We start from the raw sequence: 19,248 nt of genomic DNA, 5'->3' as shown, positions 1-19,248 counted from the left end.
TCAGGGGCGCTCCCACGATGCGAGGGGCCCGGGCTCCACGACGAAGCCCGTTCCCGCGGTCGGCTCGCCCGCCAGCCTCGGCAGCCACTCGGGGTCGCGCGCGGCGACCTTCACGCGCAGGTGCGCGACCTCGTACGCGAGTTGCCCGTCGGTGACGAGCATGCCGGGGGGCGCGGCATCCGGTCTCACGATCCTCGTGCGATCGAACCGGTACCCGCGCGCATCGGCCTCGTCCGCGAGCGTGCCGAGGAAGTGCCCGACGGCGTCGAGCGGATCGTCGCACGCGCGGAACCTCTCGAGCTGCGGATGCCGCGTGTACCCGACGGTCCCGCCGCCGAGCACCTTCTGTGCCAGCAGAGCCTCGCGCCAGCACGCGACCAGGGCCGCACGATCCAGCAGCGACGGATGCAGCGACCACAGCCTCACGCGAGCAAGCGTCTCACACGCCGGCGTCAGCGCCCGCCGAAGCCGCCTCCGCCCCCGCCGCCGCCGGAGAAGCCGCCACCCGACGATCCGCCGGACGAGGACCATCCCGAGCTCGACGAGCTGCTGAATCCGGAGCGGGACGATCCGCGGGAGACGGGCGTGGCGGCGAGGCGCCCGATCGAGCGGGACGCGTCGGAGAGCGAGTTCGAGCCGACGACGTCGAAGAGCGACAGGTGGGAGGCCACCATGTCGGCGGGCGCGGCGGCGCGGATGACGTCGAGCCACTCGTTCTGCATGCCGAACAGCACCGCGTAGGGCAGCAGCCGCTCGTAGAGGTTCACGACATCGGCGTCCGGCGCGTTGGGCGCCTCGCCATACGGGCGCCTGCCGGCGGACACCAGGTCGGCAGTGCGGGGCGTCTGGGCGGCGCGCAGACGCTCCTCCTCGGCCAGCTCGAGGTACTCCCGGATGCCCTCGAGGTACGTGCGGTGGCGGCCGCCCGCGAGCGTCAGCGGCGCCGGGAGCTTGTACCCCGGCACCGTGAACGCGAAGAACCCGCCGGCGATCGCGGCGCCGTAGACGAGCGTCCCGAGACCGCCGGGGAGGTCCGCGAGGACCGGGAGCTCGTCGATGAAGAAGAGCAGCACGAACGCCAGCACGATGCCGCACACCATCGCGGTGAGTCGCACGTTCTCGATCCATCCCGGGATGCGTCCTCGATACCCGCGGCGTCGCGTGAGATCCCCGATGCCCCGCATGTAGGTGACGGCGCGATTCGGAGGCTTGGCGGTGAACTTCCCCAGATCGACCGTCGCCCCGGAGCCCGCCTTGGTGCCGAACAGCGCCTGCACGACGCGCTGGTCGTCGCCGTCGAGCCCGTCGCGCGTGCGCAGCACGAGATCGAAGTCGTCCGGGCGGTCGCGGTCGCCGCTCGCGCGGATCTCGATGATGTCGCGCACCGCGAGGTCGACGACCTGGGCGGCGAACGCGCGCTCCGGCACCCCGAGCACGTCCGCCGACAGCATGAGCGACTCGTCCTCGGGCGGCGTGTACTCCACGATGACCGGTGAACGGTCGGGATTGCGGCGGAGCACGATGCGGATCACGATCACGAAGACGAGCCCGCCGACGCCCGCGAGCAGCGCCGCTCCCGGGAGGATCCACTGCCACCACGGGTACGGCGGCGGCGGGGGCGGCGTCGGCGCGGCGAACGTGCCCTGCGAGAAGCCGATCGCGACGGTGACGTTCTCGTCAGGGCCGAGGCGCACGGGAGGGACCGTGAAGTCGGTGGCGTCGGATGCGGCATCCGGCGCCCCCAGCGAAGCCGCCCACGCGGTCACGTGAGCCGGCCACTCTCCCCCGTCGGTCGGACCCGTGATCGTGCACGGGTCGCTCGAGCCGGCAGGACCCTGGTAGCAGAACGCCCGCCCGGCGAGGAGGCCCTCCGCGGCGTCGCCCGCGATGCGCACGTGCGCGCCGGCGGCGTCGAACGGCTGCGGATGGTCGGTGCCGACCGTGTCCCAGTAGAACTCGTCGGCGTCCGTGTCCTCGTAGCGCAGGACGACGTCGCGCATCGTGTACGAGATGACGTACGTCTGCCGCCCGTGGACGAACGAGTCATCGCCCGTGAGCACGTAGACCCAGTCCTCGTCCTGCTCCGTCCACCACGGGATCGGGGCTGCGTCCTCCCCCGTCACCTGCATGACCTGCGTCTGCAGGTCGATGCCCGAGTCGGAGCGGGGCAGCCGGCGGACAAGACCGCGGTTCTGATCGAACTCGGGGAACCGCGCGACGATCGTCTCGGTCGTGTAGAGCGCACTCGCGCCGCCGGCAGCGCGCACGAGCCAGTACTCGGCGTCGAAGGAGTCGTACGTGAAGTCCTGGACGTCGGCGGAATCGATTCCGGATGCCGCGGCTGGCGCCGCGAACGCCAGTACGAGCGCCACCGCCAGCGCGCTCGCGCGCCGGGTGAGCCGACCCCAGTTCAGCCGCATGCGCTCAGCCTAGGGCCGAGCCGGTCACGCCGTGAGCGCGAGCGCCTCGGCCGTCTCGGTGAGCGACTCGCTCGCGGCTTCCGGGTCGACGTTGAGCGTCGAGCCGTAGCTCGGGATGAGCTCGCGCAGGCGCGGCTCCCACTCGCCGAGGTGCTCGGGGAAGCTCGACTTGAGCAGGCCGAGCATGATCGAGACCGCCGTCGACGCACCCGGCGACGCGCCCAGGAGCCCTGCGATCGTGCCGTCGGCGCCCGTGACGACCTCGGTGCCGAACTGCAGGATGCCGCCCTTCTCGGGGTCCTTCTTCATCACCTGTGCGCGTTGGCCGGCCTGGATGAGCTCCCAGTCCTCGTCCTTCGCCGTCGGCATGAACGTGCGCAGGCTCGCGACCTTCTTCGCGTGGGTCTTCAGCAGCTCGCCGACGAGATACTTGATGAGGCTCGGGTTGTCCCACGCGACCTTGAGCATCGGCCCGATGTTGCTCGGGCGCACCTGCGACACGATGTCGAGCATCGACCCGTTCTTGAGGAACTTGGGGCTGAACGTCGCGAACGGACCGAACAGCAGAGAGGCCTCGCCGTCGACGACGCGTGTGTCGAGGTGCGGCACCGACATCGGCGGGGCGCCGACGGATGCCTGCGAGTACACCTTCGCCTTGTGCTGCGCGACCAGGGCCGGGTTCGTCGTCTTGAGGAACTGGCCGCCGATCGGGAACACGCCGTAGCCGCGGATCTCGGGGATGCCCGAACGCTGCAGGAGCTTCAGCGACCAGCCGCCGGCGCCCACGAACACGAAGCGCGCGCGGATCTGGCCGGGCGTCAGGCCGATCGTGTTGCGCCACTTGACGAGCCACGTGCCGTCCTTCTGGCGCTTGAGGTCGCGCACCTCGCGGTTGGTCACGACCTGCGCGCCGCGCTCGCGGAGCGCGTCGAAGAGCTGGCGCGTGAGTGCGCCGAAGTCGACGTCGGTGCCCGCGGGCACGCGGGTCGCGGCGAACGGCTCGCCCTTGCGGCGCCTCTGCATGAGCAGCGGGGCCCACTTGTTGATGACGCGCGAGTCCTCGCTGTACTCCATGCCGGCGAACAGCGGCTGCTCCTTGAGCACCTCGTAGCGCTTCTTGAGGAACGCCACGTCCTTCTCGCCGCGCACGAACGTCATGTGCGGGGCCGTGTTGATGAACGTCGACGGCGCGTCGAGCACGCCCCGGTCGACGAGCGACGACCAGAACTGGCGGCTCTGCTGGAACTGCTCGTTGATGGCGATTGCCTTCGACGGGTCGAGCCTGCCGTCGGGACCCTCGGGCATGTAGTTCAGCTCGCACAGCGCGGCGTGACCGGTGCCCGCGTTGTTCCATGCGTTGGAGCTCTCGAGCGCGACGTCGGAGAGGCGCTCGTAGACGACGATCTTCCAGTCGGGCTGCAGCTGCGAGATCAGGGCGCCGAGCGTGGCGCTCATGATCCCGCCTCCGATCAGGAGGACGTCGGCGACGTCGGCGTCCGTGCTCGGAACGGTGCTCGCATCAGTGGTTTCGGTCACCAGACAATTCTAGGTCGGCGCGTCAGGGGGTCTGGACGGCGGTGAGCCCCGCGGCGACCAGCTCCGCGATCTGGACGGCGTTGAGCGCCGCGCCCTTTCGCAGGTTGTCGTTCGAGATGAACAGCACGAGGCCCTTGCCCCCGGGGGCCGACTGGTCGGCGCGGATGCGGCCGACGAACGACGCGTCCTTGCCGGCCGCCTGGAGGGGCGTCGGCACCTCTTCGAGCGTCACGCCCGGGGCACCCGACAGCACCTCGCGCGCACGCTCGGGCGTGATCTCGCGCGCGAACTCGGCGTTGATGCTGAGCGAGTGGCCCGTGAAGACGGGGACCCGCACGCACGTGCCCGCGACCCGCAGGTCGGGCAGCTCGAGGATCTTGCGGCTCTCGTTGCGCAGCTTCTTCTCTTCGTCGGTCTCGTTCGAGCCGTCGTCGACGACGTTGCCCGCGAGCGGGATCACGTCGAACGCGATCGGGGCGATGTACTTCTCGGGCTGCGGGAAGTCGAGCGCCGAGCCGTCGCGCGCGAGGCGGTCGACGTCGCCCTGCGCGAGAACGCCCTCGACCTGACCGAGCAGCTCCTGCACGCCCGCGACGCCCGAGCCCGACACCGCCTGGTACGTCGAGACGATGAGCCGCTCGAGCCCTGCCGCGGCGTCGAGGACCTTGAGCACCGGCATCGCGGCCATCGTCGTGCAGTTCGGGTTCGCGATGATGCCCTTGCGCGCCTCGGCGATCGCGTGCGGGTTGACCTCGCTCACGACGAGTGGGACGTCGGGGTCCATGCGCCACGCGCTCGAGTTGTCGATGACGGTGGCGCCGGCGTCGGCGAAACGCGGCGCGTGCGCGCGGCTGCCGGTGGCGCCCGCCGAGAAGAGGGCGATGTCGATGCCGGAGACGTCGGCCGTCGCGACGTCTTCGACCGTCACGGCCTTGCCCTGGAAGATGACGTCGGATCCCGCCGAGCGTGCCGTCGCGAAGGCGCGGAGCTCGCGGACGGGGAATCCGCGCTCCTCGAGGATGTCGAGCATCACACCGCCGACCTGGCCGGTGGCGCCGACGACGGCGACGGAGAGTCCGGAGTCTGAGATGCGGGTCATGGGGTGTTCCTCAGCGTGAAGCGGACGCGCGGGCGTCGTCGGTCGCGCGGGGTTGCCCGATTCTACCGCCCTGCCCGCAAGCGCCCGGCCGTCGTTACGCCCGATGAGCGAGGGTGGCGAAGATCCGCAGTGAGTTGGCAGTCACCGGTCATGCGGATGCGTCAGCGCCCGGTCCCGGCGTAGACGACGGCCTCGGTGTCGCCGTCGAGTCCGTATGCGGTGTGCACGACGCGCGCGGCGGCGGCGAGGTCGTCGCCGCGGACGACGACCGAGATGCGGATCTCGGACGTCGAGATCATCTCGATGTTGATGCCCGCGACCGACAGCGCCTCGAACAGCGTGGCCGACACACCCGAGTGCGTGCGCATGCCCGCGCCCACGACGGACAGCTTGCCGATCTGGTCGTCGTGCACGAGGCTCTCGAAGCCCACCTCGTCCTGGTCGGCGGCGAGCGCGCGCAGTGCGGCCGTGGCATCCGCCTTGGGGAGGGTGAACGAGATGTCGGTGCGACCGGTCGCCGCCGCCGAGACGTTCTGCACGATCATGTCGACGTTCGCACCCGACCGCGCGACGAGCTTGAAGATCTCGGCCGCCTTGCCCGGCACGTCGGGCACGCCGATGATCGTGATCTTCGCCTGGCTGAGGTCGGTCGCGACGCCCGCGACGATCGGCTCTTCCATGTGTTCTCCCTTGTGGGCGTGTTCTCCCTTGTGGGCGTCCTTGTGGCCGTCGGGCACCGTCATGCCCGGGCCGAGCACATACGTGCCGACGCTCGAGCTGAACGTCGAGCGTGCGTGGATCATCACGCCGTGACGGCGGGCGTACTCGACGGCGCGGATGTAGAGCACCTTCGCGCCGTTCGCGGCGAGCTCGAGCATCTCCTCCGCCGAGACGACGTCGAGCTTGCGAGCGTTCGGGACGACGCGCGGGTCCGCCGTGAAGATGCCGTCGACGTCGCTGTAGATCTCGCACACGTCGGCGTCGAGCGCCGCCGCGAGGGCGACGGCGGTCGTGTCGGACCCGCCCCGGCCGAGCGTCGTGATGTCGCGCGTGTCGCGGTTGAACCCCTGGAAGCCCGCGACGATGACGATCGCGCCCTCGTCGAGCGCCTCGCGCAGGCGCACCGGCGTCACGTCGACGATGCGCGCCGCGCCGTGGTCGGCGGTCGTGATCATGCCCGCCTGGCTGCCCGTGAACGAGCGCGCCTCGAAGCCCATCGAGTGGATCGCCATCGCGAGCAGCGCCATCGAGATGCGCTCGCCGCTCGACAGCAGCATGTCGAGCTCGCGCGGCGCCGGGATCGGCGCGACCTCAGCGGCCAGCTCGAGCAGCTCGTCGGTCGTGTCGCCCATCGCGCTCACCGCGACCACGACGTCGTGGCCGGCGCGGCGCGTGTCGACGATGCGCTTCGCGACGCGCTTGATGCTGTCGGCGTCGGCGACGGACGAGCCGCCGTACTTCTGGACGATGAGCGCCACGTGGTTCTCCCGGGGATACGTCGGCGCGCGGCTCCCGGCCGCGCCCCGACGTTCCATCTTACGATCGGCGCATTCCCGGCCCGTCATGCGACGGACCGCCGCGGGGGATCAGACGCGGTGCGGCTCGGGAGCCTTCTCGTACCGGTCGGACGCGATCGCGAGCTCCGCCTGCCCGCCGGTGAGCGAGCGCAGCTCGAGCACGTAGCGCGCGAGCTCCGCCTCGGGGGCGCTCGCGATGATGCGCGTGCGGCCGTCCTCGGTCGACTCCGTCGCGTTGACCCTCGCGCGGCGCGACGACAGGTCGGTCAGCACCGGCCCCTGCAGGTCGGGCGGCACCGTGATCGTGACGATCGACACGGGCTCGAGCACGATCGTCCCGGCATCCGCGAGCGCCGCCTTGACACCCATGGCGGCCGCCGTGCGGAATGCCATCTCGGACGAGTCGACGGAGTGGGCCTTGCCGTCGTAGAGCTCGACACGGACGTCGACGACCGGATGCCCCTGCGGACCGCCCGCAGCGAGCGCGTCGCGCGCGCCCTTCTCCACGGCGGGGATGTACTGCCGAGGCACCGCTCCCCCGACGACGGAGTCGACGAACTCGAAGCCCGAGCCGGTGGGCAGCGGCGACACGCGCAGCTGCACCACCGCGAACTGGCCGTGACCGCCCGACTGCTTCTTGAGGCGCCCTTCGGCCTGCGCCGGACGCGCGATCGTCTCGCGATACGCGACCGGCGCGGGACCCGTCGTGACATGAACGCCGAGCACGCGCGCGAGCCGCTCGACGGCCACGGCGAGGTGCGTGTCGCCGAGGCCGCGGAGGATCGTGTCGCCGCCCGCGCGATCGAGGACGAGAGTCGGATCCTCGGCGAGCAGGCGCCCGAGCGCGCTCGACAACTTCGCGTCGTCGGACTGGCTCACGGGTGCGAGCGTCACGGCGTAGACGGGCTCTCGGTGCGGGAGGGGCGCGGGGCGCGCCGTCCCCTGCGCGCGCGACCACAGGATCGAGCCGGACGGCGAGCCGGTGAGCTTCGCGACCGCGCCCACCTCGCCGCAGCGGAGTGCCTCGGCGGGCACGTGCTGCGCCCCACGCAGGCGGAACAGCGCCGGCATCCGCTCGTCCGTTCCCGTCGTCGCGTTCCGCAGCCTGTCGCTCGGGCGCAGCGTGCCCGAGAGCACCTTGAGCATCGCGATCTGCCCGACGAACGGGTCCGCGACCGTGCGGAACACGTGCACGACGGTCTCTCCGTCGGGGTTCGGGGCGACGGCGACCTCGCTGCCGCCCTCCCCTTCGGCGGAGCCGCCGACGACGATGCGGTGGTCGTGGTCGTGCGCCGACGGCACCAGCGCGCACAGCAGGTCGGCGATGCGGTCGATTCCCGTCCCGGTCTCGGACGAGCACAGCAGCACCGGCACGGCCTCGCCCGACGCGACCTCGCGGGCGAACGTGCGCTCGAGCGCGTCGGGCGAGGGCTCGTCGCCCTCGAGATACGCCTCGAGCTGCTCGTCGTCATGCGACACGATCTCCTCGGTGACGTTCACGTGGAGGTCGTGCTCTTCCGCGCGCGCCGACTCGGGGATGGGCTCCTCGCGATGGTGGCCGGACTCGTCGTACACGAGCGCGTGCTCGCTGAGCACGTCGGCGACCGCGTGGAAGTCCTGCTCCTCGCCGAGCGGCATCTCCAGCGGCCAGAGCTTCTCGCCGAAGGCCGCGCGCAGCTCGCCGAGCACGCGACGGAAGTCGGCCCGCGCCCGGTCCTCCTGCGACACGACGACGATGCGCGGGATGCCCGCGTGCTCCGCGGCGTTCCACGCGGCGCGCGTGCCCGCGTTGACGCCGTCGACCGCGCTCACGACGATGACCGCGGCATCGGCGACGGCCAGCGCGGTGTCGACCCCGCCGATGAAATCCGGATGCCCCGGGGTGTCGATCACCGTGATCGCGCGCGCCACGCCGTCGGAGCACGGCCACGTGAGGTACGCGAGCGAGATGCCGAGCGTCGAGCCGCGGGCGATCTCTTCGGGCTCGTGGTCGCACACGGTCGTGCCCTGCTCGATCGAGCCTCTGCGCGGTATCGCGCCGGCCTGGAACAGCAGCGCCTCCGCGAGCATCGTCTTGCCTGAGCCGGTCCCTCCCACGAGGACGACCGTCCGGTGTCCGTTGCCGGGCGTCGGATCCATTCACGCCTCCCACACCGATGTGGATGTTCCGACCATCGTGCCTTGTGCGTCGCAGGATCGCCAGGGCCGACGGCATCCGAACCGCGTGTCAGGGTGCGATCGGCGGGAGCTCGTCGACCTTGTCGCGCACGCGCAGGCGTCCGCCCGTCGCGGCCAGCCAGCATCCGAAGATCACGAGAGGGAAGCCCACGAGCAGGCCGAGGGTGATCTCCTCGCCGAGGATGATCGCGCCGAGGATGATCGCGACGACCGGGTTCACGTAGGTGAACAGCGGCGCCCGCGCCGGGCCGACGCGGGCGATGAGCGCGAAGAAGACGATGAAGGCGAGAGCCGTGCACAGCACCGCGAGCAGCACGAGCGACACCGTGCTCGGCACGGTGGGGACCTGGTGCTGCGTGAGGAGGGCGATCGGCAGGTAGAAGATGCCCACCGCGGCCAGCGCGAGCGTCACGGTGCCGAGTGACGGCACGTCCTTCAGTTTCGTCGCGATGATGAACGGCGCGATCGCGTAGAGGACCGCCACCAGCAGCACCTCGCCGACGGCGATGAGCCCGGCACCGCCCTGGACGGCGAGGCCCGGACCGGCGACGATCACCGCGACGCCGGCGAAGCCGACCACGAGCCCGATCGAACGCGCCCGGCCGAGAGCACTTCGGTCGCCGCCCGCGAACGCGATCACCGCCGCGAAAAGCGGAACCGTCGAGACCAGCAGCCCCGTGAGCCCCGACGGGATGGTCTGCTCGGCGTGGCTGAGCAGCAGGAACGGACCCGCCATCTCGATCGCGCCGAAGGCGAGCACCCACCCGATCTTCGACCACGCGGGCCGGAGCGCCTTCTGGCGGATCGCGAACGGAAGGAGGATCACGGCGCCCAGAAGAGTGCGTCCCGCGACGACCGCGGCGGGCGAGTACGAGTCGACCGCGACACGGATGAACAGGTACGGGATGCCCCACAGCACCGCCATGGCCGCGAACAGCAGCCAGGCGCGGGTGTCGAACCGTTGCGCGGCGTTCACAGCGAGCGTCGGCCCTCGAACGCGCGGCCCAGGGTGACCTCGTCGGCGTACTCGAGGTCGCCGCCGACGGGAAGGCCGGAGGCCAGGCGCGTCACGGAGATCTCGAGCGTGTGCAGGAGGCGGCTGAGGTACGTGGCGGTCGCCTCGCCCTCGAGGTTCGGGTTCGTCGCGAGGATCACCTCTCTCACCGTGCCGTCGGCGAGCCGCTGCATGAGCTGCGTGATGCGCAGGTCGTCGGGTCCGACGCCCGCGATGGGGCTGATCGCCCCGCCGAGCACGTGGTACAGACCGCGGAACTCCCGCGTGCGCTCGATCGCCGCGACGTCCTTCGCGTCTTCGACGACGCAGATCACCGTCGCATCACGCCGCGGGTCACGGCAGATCGCGCAGCGCTCCTGTTCCGACACGTTGCCGCACACCTCGCAGAACCGCACCTTCTCGCGCACCTCGCTGAGCAGCTGCGCGAGTCGCGACATGTCGAAGTTCGGCGTCTGGAGGATGTGGAACGCGATGCGCTGCGCCGACTTCGGTCCGATGCCCGGAAGGCGGCCGAACTCGTCGATCAGCTCTTGAACGATGCCGTCGTACATGGCTAGCTGAACCTCGTCGGCGGCTCGTAGGGCTCTTCGCGCACGAACCGCGCACCGAGCACCTGACGCACGACCGCCTCACCGTATCGCTGAGGGCCACCGGATGCCGCGACCGGCCGCACCGGCGCGGGCGGGACGACCGGCGGCACGGGCGCCTCGGCCTCGGGCATCGGCTCCTCGTCGTCGTCTTCGATCTCGATCGAGGTCTCGACCTCGTCGGCGGGAAGCACGTCGCCCTCGCGAGCGGGCGCAAGGGTCGCGACACGCACCGCCGCGACCGCCTCCTCGGGCTCCTCATCGACCGCGAGGTGCGGAGTCGTCGGCTCCGCCGCCTCGGCGCCGGGCTGCGGCGTGTCGGGGATCGGCGCGACCGCCCATTCCGTGACAGGGGCGGCGGCATACGTCGTGGCTACGCGGGCTCTCGCAGGGTCGGGCTCGGGCTCGCCCCGCGTGCCTTCGGCAGGGCTCCCGCCGCCCGATTCGGGCTCGCGGCCGCCCGGCTCGTGCCGCGCGATGTAGCGCACGCGGAAGCCGAGCACCGCGTTGATCGCCGTGCGCAGGTCTTCGCTCGGTCCGCCCGGGAGCTTCTTGAACTTCGCCAGGTCGGACGGGCTCGGGAACGACAGCGTGAGCACGTCGTCGGCGAGGTCGACGACCTGCGCGGTCTGCGCCACCATCCACGAGGTGCGGTTGATGTCGCTCAGGCGCGCGAGCACGTCGGGCCATGCCACGAGCACCGTCTCGAGCGTGATCGGTCCGGTCGGAGGCGCGGATGCCGGAGCGACGGGTTCAGGGGCAGGTGCCTCGGGGACGCGCTTCGTCTCGGTCGCTTCGCTCACTCGCTCACCGACCGGGGCGGGAGGCGCTGCCGCAGGACCCGTCGCGTACGTCAGCACGCGCGCCACCATGAGCTCGAGCTGCAGCCGCGGCGACGTCGCGCCCGTCATCTCGTCGAGCGCGCCGATCACGATGTCGGCCGTGCGCGAGAGGCGCGCCGCGCCGAAGGCGTCGGCCTGACGCCGGTAGCGCGCGAGGTCGTCGGCCGAGACGCCGCGCAGCACGGCCGCCGCACCCTCGCCCGTCGCCGCGACGACGATGAGGTCGCGCAGGCGCTCGAGCAGGTCGTCGACGAAGCGCCGCGGGTCCTGCCCGGTCTGCACGACGCGGTCGACGGCGGCGAACGCCGCAGCCGCGTCGGCGGCGGCGAACGCGTCGACCACCTCGTCGAGCAGCTCGGCATGCGTGTAGCCCAGCAGCGAAACGGCGCGCGCGTACTGCACGCGCACGGCGCCGGTGTCCGTGGCGTCCGACCCCGCGATCAGCTGGTCGAGCAGCGACAGCGTGTCTCGCGGCGAGCCGCCACCTGCGCGCACCACGAGCGGGAGCACGCCCGCCTCGACCTCGACGCCCTCGTGCGCGCACAGCTCTTCGACGTACGCGAGCATCGCGGCCGGGGGCACGAGCCGGAAGGGGTAGTGGTGCGTGCGCGACCGGATCGTGCCGATGACCTTCTCGGGCTCGGTCGTCGCGAAGATGAACTTGACGTGGTCGGGGGGCTCTTCGACGAGCTTGAGCAGCGCGTTGAAGCCCTGCGGCGTCACCATGTGCGCCTCGTCGAGGATGAAGATCTTGTAACGGTCGCGCGCGGGTGCGAACACCGCGCGCTCGCGCAGGTCGCGCGCGTCGTCGACGCCGTTGTGCGACGCCGCGTCGATCTCGACCACGTCGAGGGACCCGCCGCCGTTGCGGCCGAGCTCGATGCAGCTCTCGCACGTGCCGCACGGCGTGTCGGTGGGGCCCTCGGCGCAGTTCAGGCAGCGCGCGAGGATGCGCGCGGACGTCGTCTTGCCGCAGCCGCGCGGCCCCGAGAAGAGGTACGCGTGGCCGACGCGGTCGCCGCGCAGCGCGGTCATGAGCGGCTCGGTGACCTGCGACTGACCGATCATCTCGCCGAACGTCTCGGGCCGGTAGCGGCGGTAGAGGGCGGTGGTCACCACCACAGCCTACGGCGTGCCGACGACATCGCGGCGGTCGGAACCGGCGGTGCGCTACACGTCGATGGGCACGTGCCCGTCGGGGTCGGGGACGATGACCGGGATCGTGGAGGTGACCGTGGGAACGGACGCGGACAGCAGCGTTCCGTCCTCGCGACGGATGTCGGCGAACTGCCGCTGCGTCGGGCGTCCGGGGATGATCGGACCCTGGTCGGCGAGCGGCACGACCAGCTCTTCGCCCGGTCCGATCATGTACGGCGCCCCTCGCACGCTGAACCCGACGTGCGTGCCGTCCTCCGACGCGCGCACTGTGAGCGAGTCGCGGCGCAGTGCGATGTCGAGGCGCGTGCCCTGCCACTCCAGCGAGTACGACAGCTCGGGCCACGCGGCCGGCAGCCGAGGATCGAACGTGAGCTCGCCGAAGTGGTCGCGCATGCCGCCGAACCCGGCTACGAGCGCCGTCCACACACCGCCGGCGGAGGCGACGTGCACGCCGTCGGCCGCGTTGTGGTGCAGGTCGGCGAGGTCGACGAACAGCGACTGGCGGAAGTACTCCAGCGCGAGGTCCTGGTAGCCGACCTCGGCCGCGAGGATCGACTGCACGACGGCGGACAGCGTCGAGTCGCCGGTCGTCAGCGGATCGTAGTACTCGAAGTCGGCGAGCTTGTCCTCGGCCGAGAAGTGGTTGCCCTGCAGGAACAGCGCGAGCACGACGTCGGCCTGCTTGAGCACCTGGTACCGGTAGATCACCAGCGGGTGGTAGTGCAGCAGCAGCGGGCGCTTGTCGGCCGGCGTGTTCTCGAGGTCCCAGATCTCGCGTTCGAGGAACACGTGGTCCTGCGGGTGGATGCCCAGGGCCGGGCTGAAGGGGATGTGCATCGCCTCGGCGGCGCGCTCCCAGGCATCCGCCTCGCCCGCTTCGAGGCTGAGGCGCGTCACCATCGTGCGGAACGCCTCTCCGTCGGCGGCCGCGAGCTCGCGCACGACGCGCGCCGCGAAGCGCAGGTTGAACCGCGCCATGACGTTCGTGAAGAGGTTGTCGTTCACGACTGTCGTGTACTCGTCGGGGCCGGTCACGCCGTGGATGTGGAACGTGCGCTCGCCGTCGTCGCTCGTGCGCCAGAACCCGAGCGTCGTCCACAGGCGTGCCGTCTCGACCGCGATGTCGATGCCCTCGCGGTGCAGGAAGTCCATGTCGCCCGTCGCCCGCACGTACTTGGCGAGCGCGAAGACGATGTCGGCGTTGATGTGGAACTGCGCGGTGCCGGCGGCGTAATAGGCGGATGCCTCTTCACCGCTGATCGTCCGCCAGGGGAAGAGCGCGCCGGCCTCGTTGAGCTGGAACGCGCGGCGGCGCGCGGCGGGGAGCATGAGGTACCGCATCCGCAACGCGTTTCGCGCCCACTGCGGCGTCGTGTACGTGAGGAACGGCAGGACGTAGATCTCGGTGTCCCAGAAGTAGTGGCCGCTGTAGCCCGACCCCGTCATGCCCTTGGCGGGCACACCCATCCCGTCGGCGCGCGCGGACGCCTGCGCGAGCTGGAAGAGGCACCACCGCGTCGCCTGCTGCAGGTCGTCGTGACCCCCGATGCGCACGTCGGAGCGATCCCAGAACGCGGCCAGCCACTCCGCCTGATGCACCAGGAGCGTGTCGCACCCGATCGACTTCGCGCGGTCGAGAGTGCGGCGGCATCGGTCGACGAGCTCGCGCGGGGGGACGCCTCGCGAGGTGTGGTACGTCACGAACTTGGTCACCGTCGTCGGAACGCCGGCGCGCGCGTGGACGCGGAAGACGTTCTTCGCGATGTCCTCTTCGATGAGCCGTCGCTCCTCGACCTCGTTCTCGGTGTCGACGACGTGGTCGACGGCGACGCCCAGGGCCATGCCCGACTCCGTCACGCGGTAGCCGAAGGCCGAGCGGCTCTCGTCCTGCCAGTACTCCTGCGGCTGGAGGACGCGCTCCTCGATGCGGTCCGCCTTGCGCGGGTCGAACCCGGCCTTCTTCGGAACGATCGGGGTCCCGCCGTAGACGTTCTCGCCGTCCTGCCGGTTGATCACCTGGCAGCTGATCGTCACGGGCGCGTCGGCGTTCAGGACCGTGATCGTCAGGCGCAGCACGGCGAGGTGCTTCTCCTCGAACGAGACGAAGCGCTCGTCGTCGACGACGACGTCCTTGCCCGACGGCGTCATCCACCGGATGTGGCGCCGCAGCACGCCCTCGCGCATGTCGAGCACGCGCTCGTACTCGCGCACGTCGGCGACGTCGAGCGACAGCGGCTCGTCGTCGACGTACACGCGCATGACCTTCGCGTCGGGCGCGTTGATGATCGTCTGTCCGATCTCGGCGAACCCGTACGCGTTCTCGGCATGACGGATCTGGAAGGTCTCGTGGAACCCGTTGATGTAGGTGCCGTGCTCGTACTCGTGGCGGCCCTCGGGGAAGTTGCCGCGCAGGCCGAGGTAGCCGTTCGCGACCGCGAACAGCGTCTCGGTCACGCCGACGTCCTCGAGGTCGATCGAGCGCTCGACGAGCCGCCACGGGTCCACAGGGAAGCGGTCGCGGTCGATCATGCGATGAACTCCTCCAGGTCGTCGACGACGATGTGGGCGCCGGCCTCGCGCAGCACGTCGGCGCCGACTCCGCGGTCGACGCCCACGACGAGCCCGAAGCCGCCCTGGGCTGCGGACTTGACGCCGCTCAGCGCGTCCTCGACGGCGGCACTGCGCGCGGGCTCGGCCCCGAGCATGCGCGCGGCCTCGATGAACACGTCGGGCGCGGGCTTGGATGCGAGCTGGTCGCGCTCGGCGATCACGCCGTCCATCACGACGGCGAAGCGGTCGCGGATGCCGGCGACGTCGAGCACCTCGCCCGCATTCTTCGAACTGGACACCACCGCGACCGGGATCCCGGCATCGCGCAGGCGATCCAGCAGCGCGAGCGACCCGGGGTACGGCGCGATGCCGTCCTGACGGAGGACGCGCTCGAACACCACGTTCTTCCGGTTGCCGATGCCGCACACCGTGTCGGCGCTCGGCGAGTCGGAGGGACTGCCCCACGGCACCTCGATGTCACGGCTGTGCAGCAGGCTCGCGACGCCGTCGTAGCGCTTCTTGCCGTCGAGGTAGGCGAAGTAGTCGTCGTCCGTGTACGGCGGCTCGATGCCCCACTGGGCGAAGAGCTCCTCGAACATCGTGCGCCACGCATGCATGTGCACTTCCGCGGTAGGGGTCAAGACGCCGTCGAGGTCGAACAGGACGGCGTCGTACGTGGTGAGGTCGGGCAGGGACGTCACGGCGACAGCGGGCCTCCGGGCAAGGTGGTGGCGGGATCCATGCAAGCGTAGTCGCGCCGAACCTGAGCGCACACCCCGAGGTCAGGACTGCGCGACGGTCAGCGTCTGCCGCGCGATCTCGAGCTCTTCGTTCGTCGGCACCACGAGGACGGTAGTGCGCGAGGCATCCGTCGAGATGACCCGGATGCCGCCCCGCCGCTCCTCGTTCCGAGCGGGGTCCACCTCGATCCCCGCGAAGCCGAACGTCGCGAGCGCAGCGGCCCGCACGCGCGCGGAGTTCTCGCCCACACCGGCCGTGAACGAGATGACGTCGACGCCGCCGAGGGCGGCCATGTACGCGCCGGCGTAGGCGCGCAGACGGTGGATGTAGACGTCGAACGCGAGGGTGGCCGCGGCATCCGCCCTGTCCACTCCCGCCTCGATGTCGCGCATGTCGCTCACGCCCGCGAGCCCGAGCAGGCCGCTTCGCTTGTTGAGCAGGTCGTCGAGCTCGTCGACGGACAGCTGAGCGCGCCGCGCGAGGTGGAAGAGGACCGCGGGGTCGATGTCACCGGACCGCGTGCCCATCACGAGACCCTCGAGCGGCGTCATGCCCATCGACGTGTCGACCGAGCGACCGCCGTCGATCGCGGTGACGGATGCGCCGTTTCCGAGGTGGAACACGATCTGCGTGAGGTCGGCGAGCGGCCGTCCGAGGAAGTCCGCGGCGGCCTCGCTCACGAACTTGTGGCTCGTGCCGTGGAAGCCGTAGCGGCGCACGCGATGCGAGGCCGCGAGGTCGGCGTCGATCGCGTACGTGTAGGCCGCCGGCGGGAGGGTCTGGTGGAACGCGGTGTCGAACACGGCGACGTGCGGCACGTCCGGGAAGGTGCTCCGGGCGGCCCTGATGCCCTCGAGGTTCGCCGGATTGTGCAGCGGCGCGAGCACGGAGAGGTCGTCGATGTTGATCTCGACGAGCTGTGTGATCAGGGTCGGCTCGAAGAAGCGCGCTCCCCCGTGCACGACGCGATGGCCGACCGCGACCGGCGGGAACTCGTCGAGCGAGGGACCGTGCTCGGCGAACGCCTCGAGCATGACGCGGAATCCCGCGGCGTGGTCGGGGATCGGCAGCTCGCGCGTGAACGTCGCGTCGAGCATCGTCGTAGCGGGGCCGTCCCGGTTCGGGTTGGTGACGGTGTGGCGCGAGGCCCCTGAACCGGTCCCTGAGCCCGACGACTGGCCGATGCGCTCGACCAGGCCGGTCGCGAGCACCTGCTCGGTGTCCATGTCGATGAGCTGGTACTTGAACGACGACGAGCCGCTGTTGACCACGAGGACGACGCTCATGAGGACTCGCGCTGGGCCTGGATCGCCGTGATCGCGATCGTGTTGACGATGTCCTGCACGAGCGCTCCGCGCGACAGGTCGTTGATCGGCTTGTTGAGGCCTTGCAGCACGGGTCCGATCGCGACGGCGCCCGCGGAGCGCTGGACCGCCTTGTATGTGTTGTTGCCCGTGTTGAGGTCGGGGAAGATGAACACCGTCGCGCGACCGGCAACCTGCGACTCGGGCATCTTGGTCGCGGCGACGGCTGCGTCGGCGGCGGCGTCGTATTGGATCGGCCCTTCGACCAGCAGCTCAGGCGCCCTCTCGCGGACCAGCACGGTCGCCGCCCTCACCTTCTCGACCTCGGCTCCCGAGCCCGACTCGCCGGTGGAGTACGAGAGCATCGCGATGCGCGGCTCGATGCCGAACTGGCGCGCCGTCGCGGCGGACGAGATCGCGATGTCGGCGAGCTGCTCGCTCGTCGGGTCGGGGATCACCGCGCAGTCGCCGTACACAAGCACGCGATCGGCGAGCGCCATGAAGAACACGCTCGAGACGACCGACACGCCGGGCTTGGTCTTGATGACTTCGAACGCCGGGCGGATGGTGTGAGCCGTCGTGTGGGCCGCGCCCGACACCATGCCGTCGGCGAGCCCCGAGTGCACCATCATCGTGCCGAAGTACGACACGTCCGTGACCGTGTCGGCCGCCTTCTCATACGTGACGCCCTTGTGCGCCCGCACCCGTGCGTATTCCTGCGCGAAGCGGTGCACATGCTCCGGGTCGAACGGGCTCAGCAGCTGCGCCTCGCCCAGGTCGACGCCGAGCTCGGTCGCCCGCGCGCGCACGTCGGCCGGCTCGCCGAGGATCACGAGGTCGGCGATCCCCCGCTTGAGCACCGTGCCCGCGGCGCGCAGGATTCGGTCGTCGCCTCCCTCGGGCAGCACGATCCGCTTGCGCCGCGAGCGCGCGCGCTCGATGAGCTGGAACTCGAACATGAGGGGTGTCACGACCGTCGCGTGCGCCACGCCCAGCTCGCGCGTGAGCTCCTCGGTGTCGACGTTGGTCTCGAAGAGGGCGAGGGCGGTGTCGTACCGGCGCTGCGAGTCCGCGGCGAGGCGCCCGCGCGTGCCCATGATGCGCACGGCGGTCTCGTACGTGCCGTACGGGCTCGTGACGATCGGCAGCTTCGAGCCGAGCCCGTCGATGAGCCGCCGCACCGGGTCGGGGATCTCGAATGGCCCGTTGAGCACGATCCCCGCGAGCGACGGGAACGTGCCCGAAGAGTTCGCCAGCAGGGTCGCGAGCAGCACCTCCGACCGATCCGCGGCGATCACGACGACCGCGCCCTCGAGCAGGCGCGGCAGCACGTTCACCATCGACATGCCCGCCACGACGACGCTGAGCGCGGGCCGCGTGAGCAGCTCGGGGTCGCCCGCGACGAGCTCCCCGCCCAGCGAGCGCATGATGCCGCGCATCGACGGTGCGACGAGGTACGGGTCCTCGGGGATCGCCCACACCGGCACGGCGCCATCGGCGTGCCGCGGGGGCGCCGCCGCGATCGCCTGCTCGATCGCCGCGATCGTCTCGGTCTTGTGCTCCGGGTCGGCGCGGTTGGCGACGATCGCGAAGAGCTCGGCGCGACCGTGCGCGAGCTCGGTGATCGCGAGGTGCGCGAGCTGGCCCATCTCGGCCGGGGTCCGCGGCTGCGACGAGCCGAGCTGCTCGGGCTTCGCGTCGACGGTGCGGCCGCCGAGCACGAGCAGCACGGGGACTCCGAGGTTCGCCGCGATGCGCGCGTTGTAGCCGAGCTCGGCGGGGCTGCCGACGTCGGTGTAGTCCGACCCGACGATCACGACCGCGTCGCACTGGGCCTCGACGGCCTTGTACCGCTCGACGATCGTCGCGAGCGCGGCATCCGGATCGGCCCTCACCTCGTCGTAGGTCGCGCCGACGCACTCGTCGTAGTCGAGATCGACGCCGTCGTGGGCGAGCAGCATCTCGAGCACGTAGTCGCGCTCGAGGGTCGACCGGGCGATCGAGCGGAACACGCCCACCTTCGGGGTGGCGCGGCTCAGCGCGTCGAGCACGCCGAGCGCGACGGTGGACTTTCCGGAGTGGCCTTCTGCGGACGTGATGTAGATGCTCTGCGCCACGCGTTCACTCTATGGGCGAGCCGGATGCCGCGACCAGGCCACCACCGGTGAGGAAGGCGCCCCTCCCCGGACAAACCCCGGACAAAGTAAGACTCTCCGCGAACCCGGCAGAGCCCGGTTACCCTTGCTACGTTTCCGTCCTGGGGGAGTTGGCCTGGATGCCGCCTCGCGGAGAGCTTCCGAC

General features: G+C 70.9%; 13 protein-coding genes and 1 other RNA gene. All 14 read right to left on the bottom strand.

What is annotated here, in order from left to right; all coding sequences use genetic code 11:
- The 14 genes from BJ991_RS07560 to ffs all read right to left on the bottom strand — a co-directional run bounded on the left by BJ991_RS07560 (window position 1) and on the right by ffs (window position 19,245).
- On the bottom strand, window positions 1-426 hold the full coding sequence (locus BJ991_RS07560; RefSeq protein ID WP_179488874.1) for a pyrimidine dimer DNA glycosylase/endonuclease V: 426 nt from the start codon (window positions 424-426) through the stop codon (window positions 1-3).
- 26 nt (window positions 427-452) lie between these two features.
- Entirely contained in the window at window positions 453-2,420 is a 1,968-nt protein-coding gene (locus BJ991_RS07555) for a DUF2207 family protein (protein ID WP_179488872.1), read from the bottom strand.
- 24 nt (window positions 2,421-2,444) lie between these two features.
- Window positions 2,445-3,956, bottom strand: coding sequence for a malate:quinone oxidoreductase (locus BJ991_RS07550; RefSeq protein WP_179488870.1), 1,512 nt, complete (start codon window positions 3,954-3,956; stop codon window positions 2,445-2,447).
- A 22-nt stretch (window positions 3,957-3,978) separates the two neighbouring features.
- A complete protein-coding gene (locus tag BJ991_RS07545) occupies window positions 3,979-5,055 on the bottom strand; it encodes an aspartate-semialdehyde dehydrogenase (RefSeq protein ID WP_179488868.1) in 1,077 nt (358 codons plus the stop codon).
- 161 nt (window positions 5,056-5,216) lie between these two features.
- Window positions 5,217-6,533: an aspartate kinase gene (locus BJ991_RS07540; protein ID WP_179488867.1), complete on the bottom strand. Its 1,317-nt coding sequence runs from the start codon at window positions 6,531-6,533 to the stop codon at window positions 5,217-5,219.
- Window positions 6,534-6,641: 108 nt separating this feature from the next.
- Complete coding sequence (locus BJ991_RS07535; RefSeq protein WP_179488865.1) at window positions 6,642-8,711, bottom strand: elongation factor G; 2,070 nt, start codon at window positions 8,709-8,711, stop codon at window positions 6,642-6,644.
- Window positions 8,712-8,799: 88 nt separating this feature from the next.
- Complete coding sequence (locus BJ991_RS07530; RefSeq protein ID WP_179488863.1) at window positions 8,800-9,726, bottom strand: EamA family transporter; 927 nt, start codon at window positions 9,724-9,726, stop codon at window positions 8,800-8,802.
- Window positions 9,723-10,316: a recombination mediator RecR gene (gene recR / locus BJ991_RS07525; RefSeq protein WP_179488861.1), complete on the bottom strand. Its 594-nt coding sequence runs from the start codon at window positions 10,314-10,316 to the stop codon at window positions 9,723-9,725. Before recR ends, BJ991_RS07530 begins: the two co-directional genes overlap by 4 nt.
- A 2-nt stretch (window positions 10,317-10,318) precedes the next feature.
- Window positions 10,319-12,310, bottom strand: coding sequence for a DNA polymerase III subunit gamma and tau (locus BJ991_RS07520; protein WP_179488859.1), 1,992 nt, complete (start codon window positions 12,308-12,310; stop codon window positions 10,319-10,321).
- 54 nt (window positions 12,311-12,364) lie between these two features.
- Window positions 12,365-14,881 carry a glycoside hydrolase family 65 protein gene (locus tag BJ991_RS07515; RefSeq protein ID WP_179488857.1) on the bottom strand — a complete coding sequence of 839 codons (2,517 nt, stop codon included), beginning with the start codon at window positions 14,879-14,881 and terminating at the stop codon, window positions 12,365-12,367.
- Window positions 14,878-15,603 carry a beta-phosphoglucomutase family hydrolase gene (locus tag BJ991_RS07510; protein ID WP_179488855.1) on the bottom strand — a complete coding sequence of 242 codons (726 nt, stop codon included), beginning with the start codon at window positions 15,601-15,603 and terminating at the stop codon, window positions 14,878-14,880. The genes BJ991_RS07515 and BJ991_RS07510 overlap by 4 nt, the downstream gene beginning before the upstream one ends.
- A gap of 81 nt (window positions 15,604-15,684) precedes the next feature.
- Window positions 15,685-16,929, bottom strand: a complete 1,245-nt coding sequence (locus BJ991_RS07505; protein WP_179488854.1) for an acetate/propionate family kinase — start codon at window positions 16,927-16,929, stop codon at window positions 15,685-15,687.
- Window positions 16,926-19,064: a phosphate acetyltransferase gene (gene pta, locus BJ991_RS07500; RefSeq protein ID WP_179488852.1), complete on the bottom strand. Its 2,139-nt coding sequence runs from the start codon at window positions 19,062-19,064 to the stop codon at window positions 16,926-16,928. Before pta ends, BJ991_RS07505 begins: the two co-directional genes overlap by 4 nt.
- A gap of 84 nt (window positions 19,065-19,148) precedes the next feature.
- Window positions 19,149-19,245: signal recognition particle sRNA small type (gene ffs / locus BJ991_RS07495), an RNA gene on the bottom strand.
- Between the last annotated feature and the right edge of the window lie 3 nt (window positions 19,246-19,248).

Source organism: Microbacterium immunditiarum (assembly GCF_013409785.1).
In the GTDB taxonomy this organism is placed as follows: Bacteria; Actinomycetota; Actinomycetes; order Actinomycetales; family Microbacteriaceae; genus Microbacterium; species Microbacterium immunditiarum.
The sequence above is the reverse complement of the archived record's forward strand: the minus strand, read 5'-3'. Positions and strand labels throughout refer to the sequence as shown.

Excerpts from the sequence above, each read along its gene's own strand:
- BJ991_RS07555 (WP_179488872.1), bottom strand. The coding sequence starts at position 2,420 with ATGCGGCTGAACTGGGGTCGGCTCACCCGGCGCGCGAGCGCGCTGGCG.
- BJ991_RS07545 (WP_179488868.1), bottom strand. The coding sequence starts at position 5,055 with ATGACCCGCATCTCAGACTCCGGACTCTCCGTCGCCGTCGTCGGCGCC.
- BJ991_RS07535 (WP_179488865.1), bottom strand. The coding sequence starts at position 8,711 with ATGGATCCGACGCCCGGCAACGGACACCGGACGGTCGTCCTCGTGGGA.
- recR (WP_179488861.1), bottom strand. The coding sequence starts at position 10,316 with ATGTACGACGGCATCGTTCAAGAGCTGATCGACGAGTTCGGCCGCCTT.
- BJ991_RS07515 (WP_179488857.1), bottom strand. The coding sequence starts at position 14,881 with ATGATCGACCGCGACCGCTTCCCTGTGGACCCGTGGCGGCTCGTCGAG.
- BJ991_RS07505 (WP_179488854.1), bottom strand. The coding sequence starts at position 16,929 with ATGAGCGTCGTCCTCGTGGTCAACAGCGGCTCGTCGTCGTTCAAGTAC.